Genomic DNA, 18,362 nt, shown 5'->3' on the forward strand with positions numbered 1-18,362 from the left:
AATATTTATTTTGATTGCTATTTTATTCTGCTCTTAAAGCATATATAGGTTTTGTTTTTATAGCACTTTGTGCTGGAATAAAACCAGCTAAAAGTCCTGACACAATTAGTATCATTAAAGCAGCTACTACCACTCCTATACTTACACTTGGGTTTATAAACATATCTACAGGTCCGTTTATATCTAACATTTTATTTATCCCATAAATAAATAATGCCCCAAATGTAATTCCTGCCATACCAGATATTATGGTTAAAAAAATAGATTCCATTAAGATTTGTAATTTTATAGACCATGGGTCTTCTCCCAAAGCTCTTCTAATACCAATTTCTTTGGTTCGTTCTTTTACCACAATGAGCATAATATTACTAACGCCAATAATCCCAGATAATAAAACCAATACCCCAACGAAATATGCTATAAAACGCATAGCTCCAAAAAGACTTTCTACTCTATTATATTGTTCATATAAATCAAAATTACCAACCGCTCTTTTATCGTCTGGGTGCACTTTTCTATTCTCTTTAACTAATGTCACAATACGTTCTTTTAGGTTAGAAATTGAGCTCCCATCATTTGCAGTTATAGCCATCCAACCAACATTATCTCCTCTGTTAAAAGCTTGCGAAAAAGCAGTAAACGGAACATAAATTTCTTTTTGAGCTTCTTCTCCATCTCCATCGTTACTTATCTTCTTATAGGTACCAACTACTAAAAAACTAATTCCTCGTATTTTTATATAAGTACCTAAAACTTTTTCTTCTTTCGTATATAAACCAGTCTTTACACCCTCGCCAATAATGGCAATTTTTTTCTTCTCATTAATATCGGAGTAGTTAATAAAACGACCAGAAGTTATAGCCATTGGTTCCTGTTTAATGATTTCTGGATAATCTCCATAAACATTATATGCACCTACATTAATTCCTCTAACAACATTATTACCTCCACTAAAACCGCTTAACCTATTTCTTGGGGAAACAAATCTAAGATTAGGAATGTTATCTTTTATAGATTGCACATCGTCTACCTTAAAATTAAAATGCCTTCCTTTTGGTAAGCCTTTATACGGTTTAGTAGTATTTCTTGTCCACATAAACATTGTATTGGTTGCAATATCCCCAAAATCGGACTTTATCCCATTTTCTAACCCCTTGCCAGCAGCCAATAGGATTATAAGTATAAGAATACCCCAAAACACTCCAAAGGCAGTTAAAACTGTTCTAAACCAATTACTGGTTAGTACTTCTAAAATTTCTTTCCAACGATCTTTATTAAACATATTTTACTCGTCTCTTAAGGCATCAATTGTATGAATACTTGCCGCTCTCCATGCGGGAAAAAAGCCAGCAACTGCTCCCGCAAAAATTAATACAAATACTGTTGTTATAGCTACATTAAAATTTACAGATGGATTTAAAATATAATCAACCTCTATATGTGGCCCTACAATTTCTAGTAACCCCATACTAAATATTAATCCGGCGAATCCGGAGAGGGCGGTGACAAAAATAGCTTCATGCAAAATCATACCAACGATAGACCAAGGTTTTGCTCCCAAAGCTTTACGTATTCCTATTTCACGGGTACGCTCTTTTACAACAATGAGCATAATATTACTAACTCCCACTACTCCTGCAATTATGGTACATATACCAACAAACCAAAAGAAAAGTTTTATACTGTTTGTTAGGTTAAAAAATCTTTTTGCTTCTTCCATAGCACTCCACACTTCTATAGCGTTATCATCTTTGGGAGATATAGTATGAGCACTTTGTAAATATCCTTTTAAATCTTTTTTAAATTGCATTGCTTGTGCAACAGTTTCTTCAAAAGTTTTTGCCGGCGCTAAAGTGTAAGCTAAATTATTAACCCTATCTCTTCCATTAAAAGCTTTCTGAGCTGTAGTTATTGGAATATAAATTCTTTCTTCCTCTCTTTCTTCCTTTTCTTTAAACTGACCAATAATTTTAAAAGGAATTCCTGAAATTTCTATAAACTCTCCTATTGGAGTTTCTAAATCTCCAAAAACATCTTTTCTTACTTTTTCTCCAATTACGGCAACTTTACCTGTACTAATTTCATCATGATAATTTATAAAACGTCCTGCAGTAATTTTAGCATTTTCTATTTGTTGAAATTGACTAGAAACACCTTGAATACCATAAGCTAAAGCTTCTTTTCCGTAATTTACCGAAACATTTCTAACAAAAATTCTAGGAGATTGGTATTCTATACTTTCCTCTAATAGGTGGGTTGAAAATTCGTAGTTCTCATTGGTAAGAGTAATTCTTCTTCCTGGATTAAGACCTTTATATTCTATTGTAGTTACACCAGGCCACACCCAAACACTAGTAGCTGCGTCTTGTTCAAATTCTGCGGCAATTCCATTTTGCATACCTTGTCCAAATCCCAATAAAATAACCAGAATAAATATTCCAGAAGCTACAGAAAGTCCGGTTAAGAATGTCCGTAATTTATTTTTTTGAATGGTATCAAAAATCTCTTGCCATCTTTCGATGTCAAACATAGGTTGATTTTGATTGATTGATGTTTACAGTACAAACGTACTGCACCCATAAGACTCCAAAAAGGTAAAATTGTTACAGTAAAGAAGTGTTAAAAAAAAACAAAACGCTATTTCATTCTTTTGTAGATAAAATAAAACACGCCACCTACCAATATATATGGTATAGCCATAAGATAAACAATGCCATTATTTACACCTTCTGCAGTAGTAGTATTCTCTCCACTCTCCAATACGGCTCTACACATAGCACATTGGGCTTGCAAAAAGTCTGGAACAATAATAAACAATAGAAAAAGAATTACACTTATTTTTTTCATGCTAACATTTTTATACATGCGTATAATATGGTGAAATCATAAAGTAAACTACCACTCCCGTGATTGCTACATATAACCAAATAGGAAAAGTAATTTTAGCTAACTTTCTGTGCTCTTCATACTTATTTAAATATGCTTTAGCATACGTACGTAATACAAGTGGTATTATTACTATAGAAAGTACAATATGAGAAATTAATATAAAGAAGTAAACATATTTTACAACACCTTTTCCACCGTAAGAAGTAGAATCTGACGTCATGTGATACCCAATATACATTACTAAAAACAAAAGAGATAAACCAATACAGGTAGTCATTAATTTTTGATGCAATTTTTTATCACCATTCTTTATTGCCCAAACCGCAATTACTAAAAGAATTGCGGTAAGGCCATTTATTCCCGCATAAATTGGAGGTAAAAAAGACAATGGTTTAACATTAGGAATTTTAACTCCAAAAAGTATTGCAACAACAATTGGCACTATAATAGATACAATGGTTATAAGCCTATTAAATTGTTTTTCTTTATTTGTATTAGACATTTTATTCTGCTAGTAATTTTTTAATATCCTCTTTTAAAATAGAAATTTGTTCTGTTTCTCCTTCCTCATTTTTTCCTTGTTTTGGAGTAATTGCTCCTCTGTAATATATTATTGGGTTATTAGCCGCATCTAGCCTAGAGCGTATAAATCCTTTTTTATCTATTAAAGCAAACATTCCTGAATGCTCAAAACCACCAGCAACCTCCTCATTTTCCTTTGCAAAAATATAAAAACCTTTATTAGCTAATTCATAAATATCTTTCCTATCTCCTGTAAGCAAATTCCAGTCTAAATTTGTAATTCCATGTTCCTCTGCATATGCCTTTAAAACCATTGGAGTGTCATGTTCAGGGTTTATAGTAAAGGAAGCAACTCCAAAATCTTTAAACTCTTTAAACTCATCTTGAAGTTCTACCAAGTTTTTATTCATAACTCGGCAAATAGATGGGCACGTGGTAAAAAAAAACTCTACTATATATACTTTTCCTATATAGTCTTTATTAGTAATAATTAAACTATCCTGGTTAATAAAAGAAAATTCTGGCATGCTTCTATGCTCCCCGTTAATATCTATAAATGCTAAACGGCTCATTCTATCATTATCTACAATAGTACCTGTTTTGACTCTATCTATAATTCTTGGAATAAAAATAATTCCAAAGACAAGAACTATTAAAGAAACCCAGACGTATGTATAATTCTTTTTCATATGTACTATCTATTTGCAGCATTCTTTTTAAGAGCCATACGGTATTCTGCAAGAATAATCTTTACATCATCTTCCATCTTATTATTTAGCTCCGCTACAGAATTAGCGTTAAAACCATATTTAGTACCCTCATCTTCATCTGATGTTCTACCTCTTAAACTTATGTCTTTATCTACTATAAAAACATAAGGTGTAGAATAGTTAGAGTCTAACTTAATATTGGTTTGCAAACTATTAAATACATTTTGAATTTTAGAAGTATCTGCAAAAACAAAGTTCCACTTATCTATATTTACTAAACCTCCTAGTTCTTTCTTAAGCTCTTCAACTTTATCTTCTGCTCCTACAGGAACCATCATTACAAATTGAAAATCTTTAAACTCAAAAAATTGCTTATATATTTTCTGATTTAAATTAAAGGCAGCTCCTTTTTTAACTTCTACATTACTACCTAAAAATCCTAAAATAGATATTTTATTAGCAAAAGTCACTTCTGTATTTAAGGAAGATACGTCTTTAATATTCTCTGTAAGAATAGGTAATTTACCAAAGTTATTTACTCCAGATGCAAAAAAGAGATATGCTACAACTGGAAGTATAAAAAGAACAACTAAGACAAAAACTTTTTTCATATATGCATTAATAAAATAACTGTGCAAAAATAAAAAAGACGGTTTAATCACCGTCTTTTTTATTTGTTAAATCTATTTATATATTAAAAATTCCAAGTAACAAAACCGTCTTTATAAACTTCATAAATATAATCGGCCTCTGTTAAAAGAATAAATGTTAAATAAATGACTAAGAATATAGGTGTCCAGACCAAAGCTCTTCTAAAAGCAGATTTTTCATCTCTTAAGTGCATAAAGTCCCATGCTATGTAATATGCTTTTACTAAAGTCAAGATGATGAATATCCAGTTTAATAATTTCATCCCTAATACAGAAGTTCCCGTAAGAGATTCTGGCTTTATAATACCTAAAACAACTTCTACTGCAGTAACAAGAGATAAAAAGATAAGTACTCCCCAAATTTTTTGCGTGTTACTCTTAAACTTTAAAAGACCTCTAAATATTTCTAATTTGTGTTCGTGTGCCATTATTTATGCTTTAAAATTTCAATAAAATGAAATGTGTATCTATTTTTTTATTAAACTAGGTAAAAGAATGTAAATACAAATACCCAAACTAAATCTACAAAGTGCCAGTATAAACCAACTTTCTCTACCATTTCATAGTGTCCTCTACGCTCGTAAGTGCCTATTACAACATTAAAGAAAATAATAAGGTTTATTATTACTCCTGATAATACGTGAAAACCGTGGAAACCTGTTATAAAGAAAAAGAAATCTCCAAAAAGTCTACTACCGTATTCGTTATGAATAAGATTAGCTCCCTCTACAACTTGAGTTGCACTTTCTAATTTCTTTAAAGACTCTTCCCTAGAAAGTAATGTTTTATGCCCTTCTTCATTAATAGTTTCTGTACGAACTAAAATATTAGAGTCTGCTTTAAATCCTTTTACTACTTCTTTAACAGAATAGCTTGGCACATAACCTTCATCATAAAACCAAACTCCGTTTTTATTCTCGTGCTCTACTCTTTCTCCTGGAATAGTTATTGCAAAATCTTTTAATGCAGCTCTTTCTCCAGAATCTGCTTTAACAAATTGTAATATTCTACCACCTTTTGTTTCTAAAGCCCCTTTATCTCCTTTTATAAAAGTATTCCACTCCCATGCTTGAGAACCAACAAAAATAGCGCCTCCAATAACAGTAAGGAACATATACCATATTACTTTATTCTTTTGCATTTTATGACCTGCATCTACAGCAAGTACCATAGTTACAGAAGACATAATTAAAATAAAGGTCATTAACGCCACATATATCATAGGATAACTACCATGTGTAAATGGAACGTGTGTAAAAACCTCATCTGCAATTGGCCAAGTTTCTATAAACTTAAATCTAGAAAAACCATATGCTGCAAGAAAACCAGAAAATGTTAAGGCATCCGATACAAGGAAAAACCACATCATCATTTTACCATAACTTGCTCCTAGAGGTTGGTTATCTCCACCAGCCCATGCGTTCTCTTTTGTACTTGTTACTGTAGAATTCATAAAAAGATTACTATTTTATTAGAATTTTGGACAAAAATACTTTTTTTTTCTTCTTTAGAAAAGCCGAATCCCTATCAAAACTCACTTTATTTAAAAATATTATTTAACAATTGTCATAAACAGTACTAAATACACCCATAAGAGGTCTAAAAAATGCCAGAAATTAGCACCTAAAATTACACCCAACATATTATCAGAATCGTATTTACCTTTTACTTGGTTATATATAACAACTAACAGAGATATTAAACCCGCAACAACATGCACAATATGCACCATTGCTATTAAAAAAACATACGACATTTTTACGCTACTAGTTGGCCCTGTAAAATAATACCCTTGTGCTACCATTTCAGAAAAACCATTGAATTGCAATACAATAAAAACAATCCCTAAACCTAATGTTGTAAATAACAACATAGTTCCGTTCTTAGCATTACTTTTTTTAATGGCTCTCCTAGCTAAAATGTAGGTTATACTACTAAGTATTAAAACGGCCGTGCTAATATAAAAGGAAGACGGCAAATTAATTTCTGTAACCCAGTCTTCTCTTCTACTACTAATTATGTATGCACTAGTCCATCCCGCAAAGCCCATAAGTAAACTTATGATACCAAACCAGAGCATCATTATTTTTGCTCTTGCATTTTTTTCTTTTGCTGTTCCTTGTGTTAAATCCATTTTTATTGTAAAAATTTATCTATAACATAAACTATTTGCATTAACGTAATATAGCTTACACTTGCTAACATTAATTTTCTAGCAGATTTATTATCTCTTTTTTCATATAACTTAAATGCAAAAACAAGCATTACTAATCCCATAGCAAAAACAACAATTGCAGCTGGTATAGATAAATGCAGTCTCCCAGTAAAACCAAACACAGGAATTACAGATATTACCAACATCCAAATAGTATACATTATAATTTGCAGTGCTGTTCCCTTATCTTTTTTCCCTGTAGGGAGCATTTTAAAACCTCCTTTTTTATAATCCTCATCTAACATCCATGCCAAAGCCCAAAAATGAGGGAATTGCCAAAAAAATTGGATCATAAATAAGGTACCTGGCTCAATACCAAAATCATTTGTAGCAGCAACCCATCCTAACATAAAAGGAATGGCTCCTGGAAAAGCACCAACAAATACAGATAAAGGGGTTATTGTTTTTAAAGGTGTATAAACACTGGTATAAAGAAAAATAGATATTGCCCCAAACATAGCCGTCTTAGGGTTTAAAATGTATAAAGAAATAATACCAATGACTGTTAATACTACTGCCAATATTAAAGCCTTATTCACAGTCATTCTCCCTGCAGGAATAGGTCTGTTTTTAGTCCTATCCATTAAAACATCTAAATCTTTTTCTATTATTTGATTAAAAGCGTTAGAAGCTCCTACCATGCAATAACCACCAAATGATAAAAGAAGAATAGAAATGAAGTTAATTTCTAAAGCTCCTAAAAAATAACCAGCTATAGAAGAAAACACAACACTTACAGCAAGTCTTGCTTTTGTAATCTCCTTAAAATCAGCATAAATTAAAGACCAGGTCTTTGTTTCTACTGTGCTAACCGCTGTTTTCATTTTAAACCATCTAATTGAGGGCTGCAAATATAACCCCAAGTCTAATTTTTTGCAACGATTTACATGTATTTATATTTACATAAGAAACATTACTACAAAGTTAATCTAGTGAAAACGAATATTTTAAAGAATAATCTTATAATTAAATATTATAAACACAAGATTTTTAAAAACAAAATGCAGTAGCAATAGTAATTGCTGCTGCATTTTAGTATTGTTATTGATTAAGCTTAAAATTTATTGGAATACTAAAAGGAACCTTAACCGGTTCTCCTCTTTGCTTCCCTGGTGTCATTTTTGGAAGTTTACTAATAATTCTAGCAGCTTCTTTTTCTAATAATTTATGAGGACCTCTAAGTTGTATATCTGATATATATCCATCTTTTCCAATCTTAAAACCAACATGCACCCTTCCTTTAATTCCTAATTCCTGCGCTCCTTGTGGATACTTAAAATTACGTTGTATATGATTTTGCATTTTTTCTGTAAAACATGCCAAACGCTCTTCCTTACCAACATTTTCACAACCAGGAAAAATAGGCTTATCTTCTACTGCTATAAAAATTACTTCTTCAATTATAGGATCAGGATCTTTAAACTCAATAGTATTAGGGTTTAAATTTTCACTAGTATCATCCTTTGGTTTATCTATAAATTCTAACTCTGGCTTTACCTCCTTATCATTTTCTATTATTTCAAAAGAAGTACTTTTAACCTTTGGCTTTATGATTTTCTTTTCTTCTGGGACTTCCACCTTCATATCGTTCAAGTCTGGATAGTACTCCAAAACTTCAGGTTCTAATTCATTATACACAATCTTATTTCCTTGAAAAGACTCAAAAGATGCTTCTAAAGCAAAATAAACTATGATCATAGCTATTATTAAACCAAATTGAAATCTTGTAGAACCTCTTTTTTGTAAATTTACACTGTGTTTGCCATTTTTATGGCTTACTCTGTTGCGCTTGCTGCAATTCTCATTGCCGTGAGAATTTGCAGGATTACCTGTGTTATTATTCATAATATTACGTTTTAGACCCGTTACCGGGATTGTTATAATTATGTTAAAATACAAGAAGCGTACCAAAAAAAATCCCGAGCCTAGGGCTCGGGATTTTAAATATTATATATGGAATATTCTATTGTAACTTAAAGGTAATTGGTATACTAAATGGTACTCTTACTGCTCTTCCTCTTTGTTTACCTGGCGTCATTTTAGGAAGCTTACTTATAATCCTAGCTGCTTCTTTCTCTAAGTTTTTATCTGGTCCACGCATTCTAACCCCACCAATGCTACCATCTTTCTGAATAACAAACATTACACTTACACGACCTTGAACACCCATTTCTTGAGCAATTTCTGGATAACGAAAGTTTTTACCAATGTGCTTTTGCATCATTTTATTAAAACAAGCTCTCTTGTTACTTTCATTTTCGCAACCAGGAAAAACTGGTACGTTTTCAATAACTGCAAAAGGGACATCTATATCTTCTTCTATTTCTTCCACTACCACATCTTCAACCTCAATAACTTCTTCTTCTTGACTAGTTTCTGTTGATTCTATTACAGTTTCCTCCACTTCCTCTTCATCTTCAACTACTTCTATAATTTCAGGTGCAGCTGGTGGTGGTGGTGGTGGTGGTGTTTTTATTTGTTCAGTCATTGGAACTTCTTCATCTAACTCATCATCAACATTCATTGAAACATCATACTCATTAGTTTTTTCGTATGTTTTCCATTCTAATGCACGCCAAACAACTAACATAACTACAGCTAGTCCTATAACGAAATATAAACTACTATTTTTTGTTAAATCCGCTTTTGGATTCTTTTTAAGTTCCATATTTATATAATTTAGTGATTGCTAATTTAACTAATATTTTAATAGAAATGCAAATACTATTTCCATTTTAACGCCCATTTCTTAGAAAAATAGCTTTTTATTGCTATTCCCCCACAAATTGCGCCAAAACTATTTGCTAAAACATCTAACACATCTCCCTGTCTATCAGAAGTATATGTTAATTGTAAAATCTCAATAACTATGCCGAAAATAATTGCAAAAAAAATCATCCAAAAGACTCCTTTATTTAGAGCTGTATTTCCACGCGTATGCTCTCTTACTGCAAAGACACCTAAAACAACAGCTCCAAAATAAAATCCAAAGTGCACCACTTTATCAAAATGTGGAATATTTATTTTAGGAGTACTACCCTCCGAAAAAGAAAATAAGCTGGCAAATGTTACTAACATCAACCAGCTTATAAATAAAGTTCTATATATACTTTTTTTAAGCACTTATTAACTCTTTATAAGCGTCTGCACTTAGCAATTCTTCTATTTGAGAATCATCCGATATTTTTATTTTAATCATCCAACCTTCTCCATAAGGATCCGTATTAACTTTTTCTGGCTCTTCTTCTAAACTTTCATTAAAAGCTATTATCTCGCCACTTAAAGGTAAAAATAAATCGGATACAGTCTTAACCGCCTCTACAGTTCCAAAAACTTCATCTTTATCTAAAGTTTCATCCAGTGTTTCTACTTCAACATAAACAATATCACCAAGTTCTCCTTGCGCAAAATCTGTTATACCTACTGTAGCAACATTGTCTTCTATAGTAACCCACTCGTGATCTTTTGTATATTTTAATTCCGATGGTAAATTCATAATATATTTTTTAATTAGCGAAACAAATGTAACAGATTCTATAACAGTATTCAAAAAAAATAAGCTACTTAAGTTAAGCTGATTACCACAGAGCTATTATAACTTAGTTTCCAAAATTATATCTAAGTGTAAACCCTGCATTTATAGTTGTTTGTGGAAATGCTGTAGAAACTGCAAACTGGGAGAATGAATGGTCATAAAAGAATAGCGCATTTAAACTCTTACTTAATGCATAGTCTGCTGTAAATTTAATAGACAATAAATTTTGTCCAGAAGTAATTTGGTTGTTATCTATATCTAAGTTTCTAATAATTGTAATATTATCTCTTAATGTTACATCTGCTTTTAGGTTTAAATCTCCCTTAAGTCTTGTTTTTTCTCCTCCTATATTGGTAACAAATTTTACATCTTTAATTCTATACCCTAATCCTACGGTATATTCTTTTCCATTTACCTCAGTCAGTAAATTATTATCAAAACTTAGAGAAAGAGCTCTGTCTGTACGTATTTCCGCAAGTACACTCACAGAATTTTTCATTTCAAAATCTACTCGCATTAATGGATTAAACTGGTCTGTTAAAACTACATTGCTAATAATATTATCTGGCAACACATCTCCATTTTCTAAATTTACATCTCCATTTTGCTTTTCTAGATTGGTCTGAAAAGAGTTTATACTATAAGATGCTCTATAGCCATGACTTAAAGAAAAACGTTTAAATTTCTTTTTAAACCATTTGTTTCGCATTAAACCAGTATACTTAAGATTCCAGTTTGGAATAGGAATAGATCTAAAGGCATCTAAATTAACCCTATCTGCTTTTTGCCCAGTATAAGCAGCAAAAAATGCTGGTAATAAAACCTCTTGTTGTGTTTTACCATAACGCTCTGGAAAACCATCTGCATCTAATGCCCCAACTGTTTCTCCACGATCACTAACCAACCTATTAGCAACTGTAATTCTATTTTGTTTAAATTCTTGAAACGTATCCGAATCAAATTCATCACTTTTTCCAAAAGCAGTACCAATCATTATTGTTGATATACTAAAGTTTCCAAAATTATTTCCTAATAAATTTTCATATTGATACTCTCCGTTTCCTAAATCATTAACTTGAAAATTTTCTTGGTAACTATTAGAATACTGCCTATCTGCAGATAAATCTATTGTTAAATCTTTTATTGGTTGCGCAGTTGCAGTAATATTTAGCTGCTTATTTGTACGCTCAACATATTGCTCATTAAACTCTTGAAAAGGAGTTAACCAACCGTTACGAGCAGCCTCAAAACGAACATCGGCCTGGCTACCAAAAATAAAACCTACAGATGGCCTTGTTGTCCCAATAAAACCAATAGATTGCGTATACCCTGGAAGCAATTTACCATTACTCTCATTGTAATTTATATTTAAACGCTTTACCATAGTCAAAACATCTACAGCTGTATTAAATAAGCCACTTGTTTTTCCTTTTTCCTTTTTTGCCTCTTTTGTATTTCCTGCTTTATCTTTTCTGGCAAGTGCATTTTTTGCAGATGCTTTACCTGTTCTCTTCTTAAGTCCTAAAAGGTCATAAAACTTTTGCATAGTTAAAGACGCAGTAAGGTTATGCGTATTTGCATTTTGCACCGTATTAATTGATGCTTGATAGCCTAATGCATCTGAAGCTACCTCTGCCAATGCATCACCTCCACGTTGCCAATCAAAATTACTTGTATAACTATACTGGGCACTTATAAAATCTAACGCTGGTATCTTGTTAAAAGGTATTTCATAATTTAACTGCATTTCTTGCGCATGCCTATTTGGCTCTCCTATATCAAAGAAACCATCCCACAATTCTAATGTTTCGTCTATTCTAGAATCTGGATTACCATCTTCTTCAAAATAATTACGAACAATACTATTATTAGAACCAGTTAAATTTAATCTAAGTGATTTTGTTAAACTATAGTTTACAGCATATTGCCAGTTAAATTGATAATTTCTTTGTTGTAATTCTGGCAGCTCTAATTTATCTACACCTTCTTCTAATACATCTCTAAAGCGTTGTTTATTAAACTGCCTATTAATATTAGAGTTCACAGATATACTACTTGGCAAAAGGTTTAAGTTTAAATCTTTTAACCATTGCAAATACTTCCCATTAAACAAAGAATCTTTCTTTTTAAAAGGCGCTACCTCTACTGGTTTAAAATTATGATTATAAACAAAACCTGTATTAACTTTTTGATCTCTTAGTTCTGAAATCTCAAAATCTCTATGGTTTGTTTCGTTATAAGAATAATTAAATGTAAAATTTTCAATGTCATAAAAATTAGCATCCGCTTCTTCTCCTCTATTTTTTTGAACACCTATTAAATTAATACTTGTACGTTTTGTATAATCTTCTGCTTGTTCTAAAAGATCATCTGCTTGTTGGTCTGTATCTGCAGCATCTACTAAGTCATCTAACTTTAAATCATCATAAACAGGATCAAACTCTGGTGTAATTAATTGTTCTGATATTCCGTAGTTAAAAGGAACTTGAATACCCCATTTTTTTGGAAGCAATTGCCCTACATTAACATTGGTAACTACGTCATAAGAAATAGCATCTTCTCTAGCTCTTTCATTTGGCATTTGGTCTACGGCACCAAAACCAGAAGTACTTCTACTACCTGTTGCAGATACATTTGCAAAATCTGCAATGTTAGCATCTACCGCTGCAACAGCTGCCCAACCACCATTATTATCTAAACCAGCTAAACGAAGTTCGTTAAACCAAACTTCTCCACGAGCTCTTAAATTATCTAAGTTTTTTATACCCACCATCATAGAACGAATACTACCTAAAGATGGGTTCCCTTTTATACCAACACGTATTCTTCCTAACGTTCTTGGCGCAAATTCTGTTGTTGGAATTATAGTTCCGTTTTCTACCTCAAAATATTGCGTTTCGTTAAAATTACCGCTTGCTATTAATTCTGATTTTATTTTATTTAAATCGCTAACAGAAACTTCTAATTGATTAACGTCTGGCCATATTTCACTTTCAGACGTTGCGTTAAAAGGTGTAAACTGTAGTGGCAATTCTATTTGATAATAATTCTCAGAAAAATCTGTTCCAATTCTTAAGAAACCAACTAATGGCGTAGCATTGTCTGAATAATCACCATCATTAATTTTCTCCGCATGCATAAACATTTTAAGTTTTTTATACTGACGGATATCTATGTTTAAATTTTTGAAAACACCTCTAGAATCTTCCGACTCTAAATTTTCAACTTTAAAAGATAAGGACTGCTCGTTCTGACGGATAATAGTATTGTTATTATTTAATTGCTCTCTTACTACTCCCGGAGGCAATACATAAGGGATTGGGTTTCTTGTACTATTCTCTTCTACGTTTACTGTATTTACATCTATTACTGTACCATCATCTGCTGCATTATTATCAATATCATCTTCTTGTAAAGATTTTGTATACGTACGCCAATCTCCACGAACTAGATCCAAGGTAGCAAAACGCAATACTGTTGGACTAGTGAAACCCGTCATATACATACGCATGAAACTAACCGACCTAAAGTCGTTAATACCACCAACAGCTTCAGAAAAATCACTTAATGGAATTTTATATTGAATCCATCTACGGTTTAAACTAGAACCATCTGGTAATTCTGGTGTAATGCCTTCTTTTATATCTGTTACATATTTATCATTAACAGTAGTATTAGGTTTTATTTCTATTCTATACTCATAGTAGCTATTTACCGTATTCATGGTTAAATCTCTATCTATATCTTCTACATCTGGTAAAGTTGTAGAACCTCTATTAGTATTAGAAACTCCTACAGGAGAGTTACCATCTGGGTTATTAAAATTTAAATAACGCTCTAAAATATCCCCCTCTTTATTAATATAATATTCATAATTATCTAATGCAGGATCTGCTCCTGAATTATTATTAAAAACAGTACCTTCATTAGCATCACTTAAACCATCAAAACCAACATCTTGTATAGTTCTATTAGCTTCTTCTGCATCAAATGCATACACTAAAGCTTGCGTTTGCGGAACTTCCCCCCATGAAGTAGGCGCCGTAGATTCTGTATTGTTCGTATCTGGCAAACCATTTTCATACTGCTTTTTACCATCCCTTAATACATCTTCCGATATATTTCCTAAATTTAAAACTAATTCCCCAGGACTAGTAGCTATACCATCTACATACGGATCTAACACCCAAAATTGAACAAATTCTACATTAGATTGCTCAAAATCTGTACTACTTAAGGAGCGCATAATTCCTGCCCATTTATCAGCAGAATTTTCTGCACTAAAATCTGGGTTATTATTATATGGCCCTTTTTCATTAGGATAATATGCCATATCTAAAGTGCTTTGCACTCTAGTTTGCCCTTGAGCTTGATCCGTCTCTGGAAAAACTTCATCTATAAAAACTCTACGAGTTGGGTTTGTAGATAAATCACTATCACTAATACCAGAAGGTCTTTGGTTTGTATAAAAAATTGGATCAATAGTATACCATGCCATTTTTGCTCTTCTATGACCATTTAAAAGGTTATCTGGATCTGTAACTCCAGAACCGTATAGTCTTTCATTTTTAACTTCTCCAAATTCTAAAGGTGTACTGGCAAGTGTCCACCCTAAAGATGCTCTAATATCTATTAAAGCTTGCGCCCCTTCAAAATCATCTAAATAAGTGGTAGTTTCTCCTTGGAAATCTGCATTCTTTGGTGAGTTTGGTTTTAACCAAGCTATTTCTGCACGCATAGAAACATTAGAAGGAACGTCGGTATCTATATTTGGAAGCTTATTTACCATTCTAGTTAAGAATGGAACTTCCGTAGAGAAATTTCCATTTAATCCAAAAATGGTATTATTTACTGGCTCTACTCCATAATTAGATTTTTGCGTTAAAGGCCTTTCATTTAAATTTAAAAATGTACCACCTAAGACAAAATTCTTATTAAATTGATGCTCTACATTTACACCTGTAAACCTTCTTGTTTGTTGCCCAAATACTGCATTATTTTCTACAGAGATATTTATTGGCGTGTTTGATGCTTCTAAACTTGGATCTAAAATCTGTACGGTACCCGCTTGGTAATTTACGGTATAATCTATTCCCTCTTGTAATTGACGGCCACCTGCAGTAACACGAACAGAGCCTCTAGGAACATTAAAAGCTCCTATAGGAATACCATTATTCCCTTCCGATTTATAACGCCCTTTTAATAAAAATTTATTTTTTTCTGGGTTTTGAAGTGCAGCAGCTTTAGTTAACTCATACATGTCTTTAAAGACATATTTTTCTTGGTTTTGATTAAATGAGTTTTCATCTGTATAGTTTCCGCTACCAAGTTCATCAAATAAAAACTCTCCAAACGGTTCTACTTTTGTAAAAATTATTCTACCACTTTCCGTATCTACGGTTAAACCTGGGATAAAATCAAAGAAACCATCTCCACCTTTTTGCACATCATTATACGTATTTAATCTATCTAAATTAAAAACATCTAATAATATTCTTTCTTGTAAATCTTTATTTCCATTAATTGGAGCCGGAAAAGGCTCTACTGGTGTAATATAGTTTCTTGGTGTAGGGTCAGAATACAAAATATTCATTTTAAAATCTTCCTGACTTAATCTATATGCTCCAGTAGCATAAATATTCTTCATCATTAAATCCCAAATAGGATCTGTAATATTGGTAATATTACTTTTTAATAGTTTAAGAACTAAGGTATTATTTTCTATTATTGGGTTTACTCCCCCAGATACTGTTGTTGCATCTACACCACCATTTGCAAATTCTCCTACTTGGTATACTTCTCCATTATAGGTATATTGAAAAGCTACACCTAAAACTTCATCATTACTTAACCGTTGATTTAAAGAAATATACCCTAATTGTGTATTATACTCATAATCTCTATTAGGCTCTAATTTTCTTGCATTTTCTAAAATAGCATAATCAAAACCTTGGTTTACTTGGTATCCTGGAATATTAAATCCTGCTTCTACAGTTGCAATATCTCTAATAGATTCTGTTAAAGCTCCAGAACCTATTGCCATAGGGTTATAATCATTGGCATCATTCCTAGGCAGCCTATTACTTGGATTATTAAAAAAACCAGATGGATCTCCATTTTGAGACCCAATTCTTGTTTTATCTTCTAAAGCTTCTCCTAAATCCTGTATTGCCACAACATTTCTAACATTTAATGTTTGTTGGCTACGGTTAGTTACCCAAACTTCTAAACGAGTTATTTGTATTTGACTACGTATGTATGGGTAATTCTCTAAAGCTTCATCATAATTATCTCTAAAATAGTGAGACAAGAAAAAGTGTTTATCCTCATCATAATCTAAAGCTGTAATAGAAAACTCATTTACAGTACCACCACCTTGCGCTACAACGGTATTATTCTGAGAACGTTGTTCCGAGAAAACAGCTGTTACCCTAGTTTTACCAAATTGCAATTGTGTTTTTACTCCAAATAAGCTTTGTGCTCCTGTTATTAAAGAGCTATTTAAAGGCATATTTACGTTACCTACCTCTATAGATTGTATAATATCATCTTCAGTTGGGGTGTAATCTAACTTTACAATATTTTGAAAATCAAAAGTTGCTTCGGTATCGTAATTTGCTGTTACTTGTAAACGTTCTCCTATTTTACCAAGCATACTTAAACTAATACGCTGATCAAAATCAAAAGATAAGTTTGTTCTATTTCTTGGTGATAAGGATGGGTTATCATTTTTTTGCCAAATAACACCTAAATCCATTGCCACAGAACCTTGTGGTATTACTTCTATACCACCTTCTCCAAATATGGATTGAAAAAATTTATTGTCTTTATAAAAAACTGGAAGTAAGTTTTTCTTAGCTTCTTTGCTTCCTGCTTTTTTACCTGCAAAGGCATCCGACTTTTCTTTAAAGTAAGACTTAATGCCTTCTCTTTTTACTAATTCTAAATATTCTTCTGGAGTAAGTATTATTGGGTACCCAATATCAAAATCTCCTATACTTTCATTATATACATAACGATCTAGTTCTGTATCATAAATGTACTTAGAGACTATACTTTCTGGGTTTTCAAGTAAAATTTTACCCAAATCAAACCCTGTTTTCACAGAATCTACCTGTTGTTCATTAGTTGTTTTCCCTGTATTGTCTTGTGCCACAGTTGTAACAACTGTGGCAAAAAACAAAACAAATAGGAAAGCAAACTTAAATGATAATTTAAGATTTTTTTTTGCCCCTTGTTTCAAACTTTTTACAAATTTTTAAGCGCGAGTTTTATAATGTTCTCTACGCTAAGTGTAGAATCTTGGGTCATGATCTTATCAACCACTTTTTCTGCTTGTCTTCTGACAAATCCAAGAACCTCTAAAGCAGATAACGCTTCATCTTTATTTGTATTGTTTGAACCGGTGGAAACTTCGTCTATATCATAAACTTTCAAAATCTTATCTCTAAGATCTAAAATAACTCGTTGTGCCGTTTTTGCTCCAATTCCCTTTACAGACTGTATTATAGCAACATCTCCATTAGCAATAGCATTTCTTAATTGCAAAGGTTCTAATGAAGACAACATGGTTCTTGCTGTACTAGAACCAATTCCAGAGACAGATACTAACAATCTAAATATTTCTCTCTCGGACTTTTCTACAAAACCATACAAGGTGTGGGAATCTTCTTTAATTTGTAAATGTGTTAATAGTCTAATATTTTCTGCATCGGTAATTTTAGAAAATGTATGTAAAGATATGTTTACAAAATATCCTACTCCTGCACATTCTATTATTACATAAGTTGGATTTTTCTCAACTAATTTTCCATTTAAATGCGTAATCATAAACTATGTAT

General features: G+C 32.0%; 16 protein-coding genes. All 16 read right to left on the reverse strand.

The features are described from left to right. Positions 1-22: 22 nt before the first annotated feature. The 16 genes from Q0945_RS05145 to ruvA all read right to left on the reverse strand — a co-directional run bounded on the left by Q0945_RS05145 (position 23) and on the right by ruvA (position 18,351). Complete coding sequence (locus Q0945_RS05145; protein ID WP_299431512.1) at positions 23-1,282, reverse strand: ABC transporter permease; 1,260 nt, start codon at positions 1,280-1,282, stop codon at positions 23-25. A 3-nt stretch (positions 1,283-1,285) separates the two neighbouring features. Next, complete coding sequence (locus Q0945_RS05150; protein ID WP_299431515.1) at positions 1,286-2,530, reverse strand: ABC transporter permease; 1,245 nt, start codon at positions 2,528-2,530, stop codon at positions 1,286-1,288. Between the two features lie 107 nt (positions 2,531-2,637). Then, entirely contained in the window at positions 2,638-2,847 is a 210-nt protein-coding gene (locus tag Q0945_RS05155; protein WP_299431518.1) for a hypothetical protein, read from the reverse strand. A 10-nt stretch (positions 2,848-2,857) separates the two neighbouring features. Then, positions 2,858-3,391: a DUF420 domain-containing protein gene (locus Q0945_RS05160; RefSeq protein WP_299431521.1), complete on the reverse strand. Its 534-nt coding sequence runs from the start codon at positions 3,389-3,391 to the stop codon at positions 2,858-2,860. A gap of 1 nt (position 3,392) precedes the next feature. Next, the gene (locus Q0945_RS05165; protein ID WP_299431524.1) at positions 3,393-4,100 is read right to left on the reverse strand and encodes an SCO family protein; all 708 of its coding nucleotides are present in this window, start codon (positions 4,098-4,100) and stop codon (positions 3,393-3,395) included. A 5-nt stretch (positions 4,101-4,105) separates the two neighbouring features. After that, positions 4,106-4,732 carry a hypothetical protein gene (locus Q0945_RS05170; protein WP_299431527.1) on the reverse strand — a complete coding sequence of 209 codons (627 nt, stop codon included), beginning with the start codon at positions 4,730-4,732 and terminating at the stop codon, positions 4,106-4,108. Between the two features lie 83 nt (positions 4,733-4,815). After that, the gene (locus tag Q0945_RS05175) at positions 4,816-5,199 is read right to left on the reverse strand and encodes a cytochrome C oxidase subunit IV family protein (protein ID WP_299431530.1); all 384 of its coding nucleotides are present in this window, start codon (positions 5,197-5,199) and stop codon (positions 4,816-4,818) included. A 50-nt stretch (positions 5,200-5,249) separates the two neighbouring features. Beyond that, the gene (locus tag Q0945_RS05180) at positions 5,250-6,224 is read right to left on the reverse strand and encodes a cytochrome c oxidase subunit 3 (protein WP_299431533.1); all 975 of its coding nucleotides are present in this window, start codon (positions 6,222-6,224) and stop codon (positions 5,250-5,252) included. Positions 6,225-6,323: 99 nt separating this feature from the next. Beyond that, the gene (locus Q0945_RS05185; RefSeq protein ID WP_298484308.1) at positions 6,324-6,905 is read right to left on the reverse strand and encodes a cytochrome c oxidase subunit 3; all 582 of its coding nucleotides are present in this window, start codon (positions 6,903-6,905) and stop codon (positions 6,324-6,326) included. A 2-nt stretch (positions 6,906-6,907) separates the two neighbouring features. After that, entirely contained in the window at positions 6,908-7,810 is a 903-nt protein-coding gene (cyoE, locus tag Q0945_RS05190; protein WP_299431536.1) for a heme o synthase, read from the reverse strand. Between the two features lie 217 nt (positions 7,811-8,027). After that, complete coding sequence (locus Q0945_RS05195) at positions 8,028-8,831, reverse strand: energy transducer TonB (protein ID WP_299431539.1); 804 nt, start codon at positions 8,829-8,831, stop codon at positions 8,028-8,030. A 118-nt stretch (positions 8,832-8,949) separates the two neighbouring features. Then, the gene (locus tag Q0945_RS05200) at positions 8,950-9,654 is read right to left on the reverse strand and encodes an energy transducer TonB (RefSeq protein WP_299431542.1); all 705 of its coding nucleotides are present in this window, start codon (positions 9,652-9,654) and stop codon (positions 8,950-8,952) included. 56 nt (positions 9,655-9,710) lie between these two features. Continuing rightward, positions 9,711-10,064 (reverse strand): VanZ family protein, encoded by a 354-nt coding sequence (locus Q0945_RS05205; protein WP_299431545.1) that lies wholly within the window; start codon positions 10,062-10,064, stop codon positions 9,711-9,713. Positions 10,065-10,101: 37 nt separating this feature from the next. After that, positions 10,102-10,482: a glycine cleavage system protein GcvH gene (gcvH, locus tag Q0945_RS05210; RefSeq protein ID WP_299431548.1), complete on the reverse strand. Its 381-nt coding sequence runs from the start codon at positions 10,480-10,482 to the stop codon at positions 10,102-10,104. 103 nt (positions 10,483-10,585) lie between these two features. Then, complete coding sequence (gene sprA / locus Q0945_RS05215) at positions 10,586-17,764, reverse strand: cell surface protein SprA (RefSeq protein ID WP_299431551.1); 7,179 nt, start codon at positions 17,762-17,764, stop codon at positions 10,586-10,588. Positions 17,765-17,769: 5 nt separating this feature from the next. Next, positions 17,770-18,351 (reverse strand): Holliday junction branch migration protein RuvA, encoded by a 582-nt coding sequence (gene ruvA, locus Q0945_RS05220; RefSeq protein WP_299431554.1) that lies wholly within the window; start codon positions 18,349-18,351, stop codon positions 17,770-17,772. Positions 18,352-18,362 lie beyond the last annotated feature (11 nt).

The sequence above is a fragment of the uncultured Maribacter sp. genome, from assembly GCF_947500405.1.
Classification (GTDB): Bacteria; Bacteroidota; Bacteroidia; order Flavobacteriales; family Flavobacteriaceae; genus Maribacter_B.

Coding starts and splice junctions, on each gene's coding strand:
- Q0945_RS05160 (WP_299431521.1), bottom strand. CDS start 3,391: ATGTCTAATACAAATAAAGAAAAACAATTTAATAGGCTTATAACCATT.
- Q0945_RS05205 (WP_299431545.1), bottom strand. CDS start 10,064: ATGTTAGTAACATTTGCCAGCTTATTTTCTTTTTCGGAGGGTAGTACT.
- Q0945_RS05150 (WP_299431515.1), bottom strand. CDS start 2,530: ATGTTTGACATCGAAAGATGGCAAGAGATTTTTGATACCATTCAAAAA.
- Q0945_RS05165 (WP_299431524.1), bottom strand. CDS start 4,100: ATGAAAAAGAATTATACATACGTCTGGGTTTCTTTAATAGTTCTTGTC.
- Q0945_RS05200 (WP_299431542.1), bottom strand. CDS start 9,654: ATGGAACTTAAAAAGAATCCAAAAGCGGATTTAACAAAAAATAGTAGT.
- Q0945_RS05175 (WP_299431530.1), bottom strand. CDS start 5,199: ATGGCACACGAACACAAATTAGAAATATTTAGAGGTCTTTTAAAGTTT.
- Q0945_RS05145 (WP_299431512.1), bottom strand. CDS start 1,282: ATGTTTAATAAAGATCGTTGGAAAGAAATTTTAGAAGTACTAACCAGT.
- Q0945_RS05185 (WP_298484308.1), bottom strand. CDS start 6,905: ATGGATTTAACACAAGGAACAGCAAAAGAAAAAAATGCAAGAGCAAAA.
- ruvA (WP_299431554.1), bottom strand. CDS start 18,351: ATGATTACGCATTTAAATGGAAAATTAGTTGAGAAAAATCCAACTTAT.
- Q0945_RS05170 (WP_299431527.1), bottom strand. CDS start 4,732: ATGAAAAAAGTTTTTGTCTTAGTTGTTCTTTTTATACTTCCAGTTGTA.
- cyoE (WP_299431536.1), bottom strand. CDS start 7,810: ATGAAAACAGCGGTTAGCACAGTAGAAACAAAGACCTGGTCTTTAATT.
- Q0945_RS05195 (WP_299431539.1), bottom strand. CDS start 8,831: ATGAATAATAACACAGGTAATCCTGCAAATTCTCACGGCAATGAGAAT.
- gcvH (WP_299431548.1), bottom strand. CDS start 10,482: ATGAATTTACCATCGGAATTAAAATATACAAAAGATCACGAGTGGGTT.
- Q0945_RS05155 (WP_299431518.1), bottom strand. CDS start 2,847: ATGAAAAAAATAAGTGTAATTCTTTTTCTATTGTTTATTATTGTTCCA.
- Q0945_RS05180 (WP_299431533.1), bottom strand. CDS start 6,224: ATGAATTCTACAGTAACAAGTACAAAAGAGAACGCATGGGCTGGTGGA.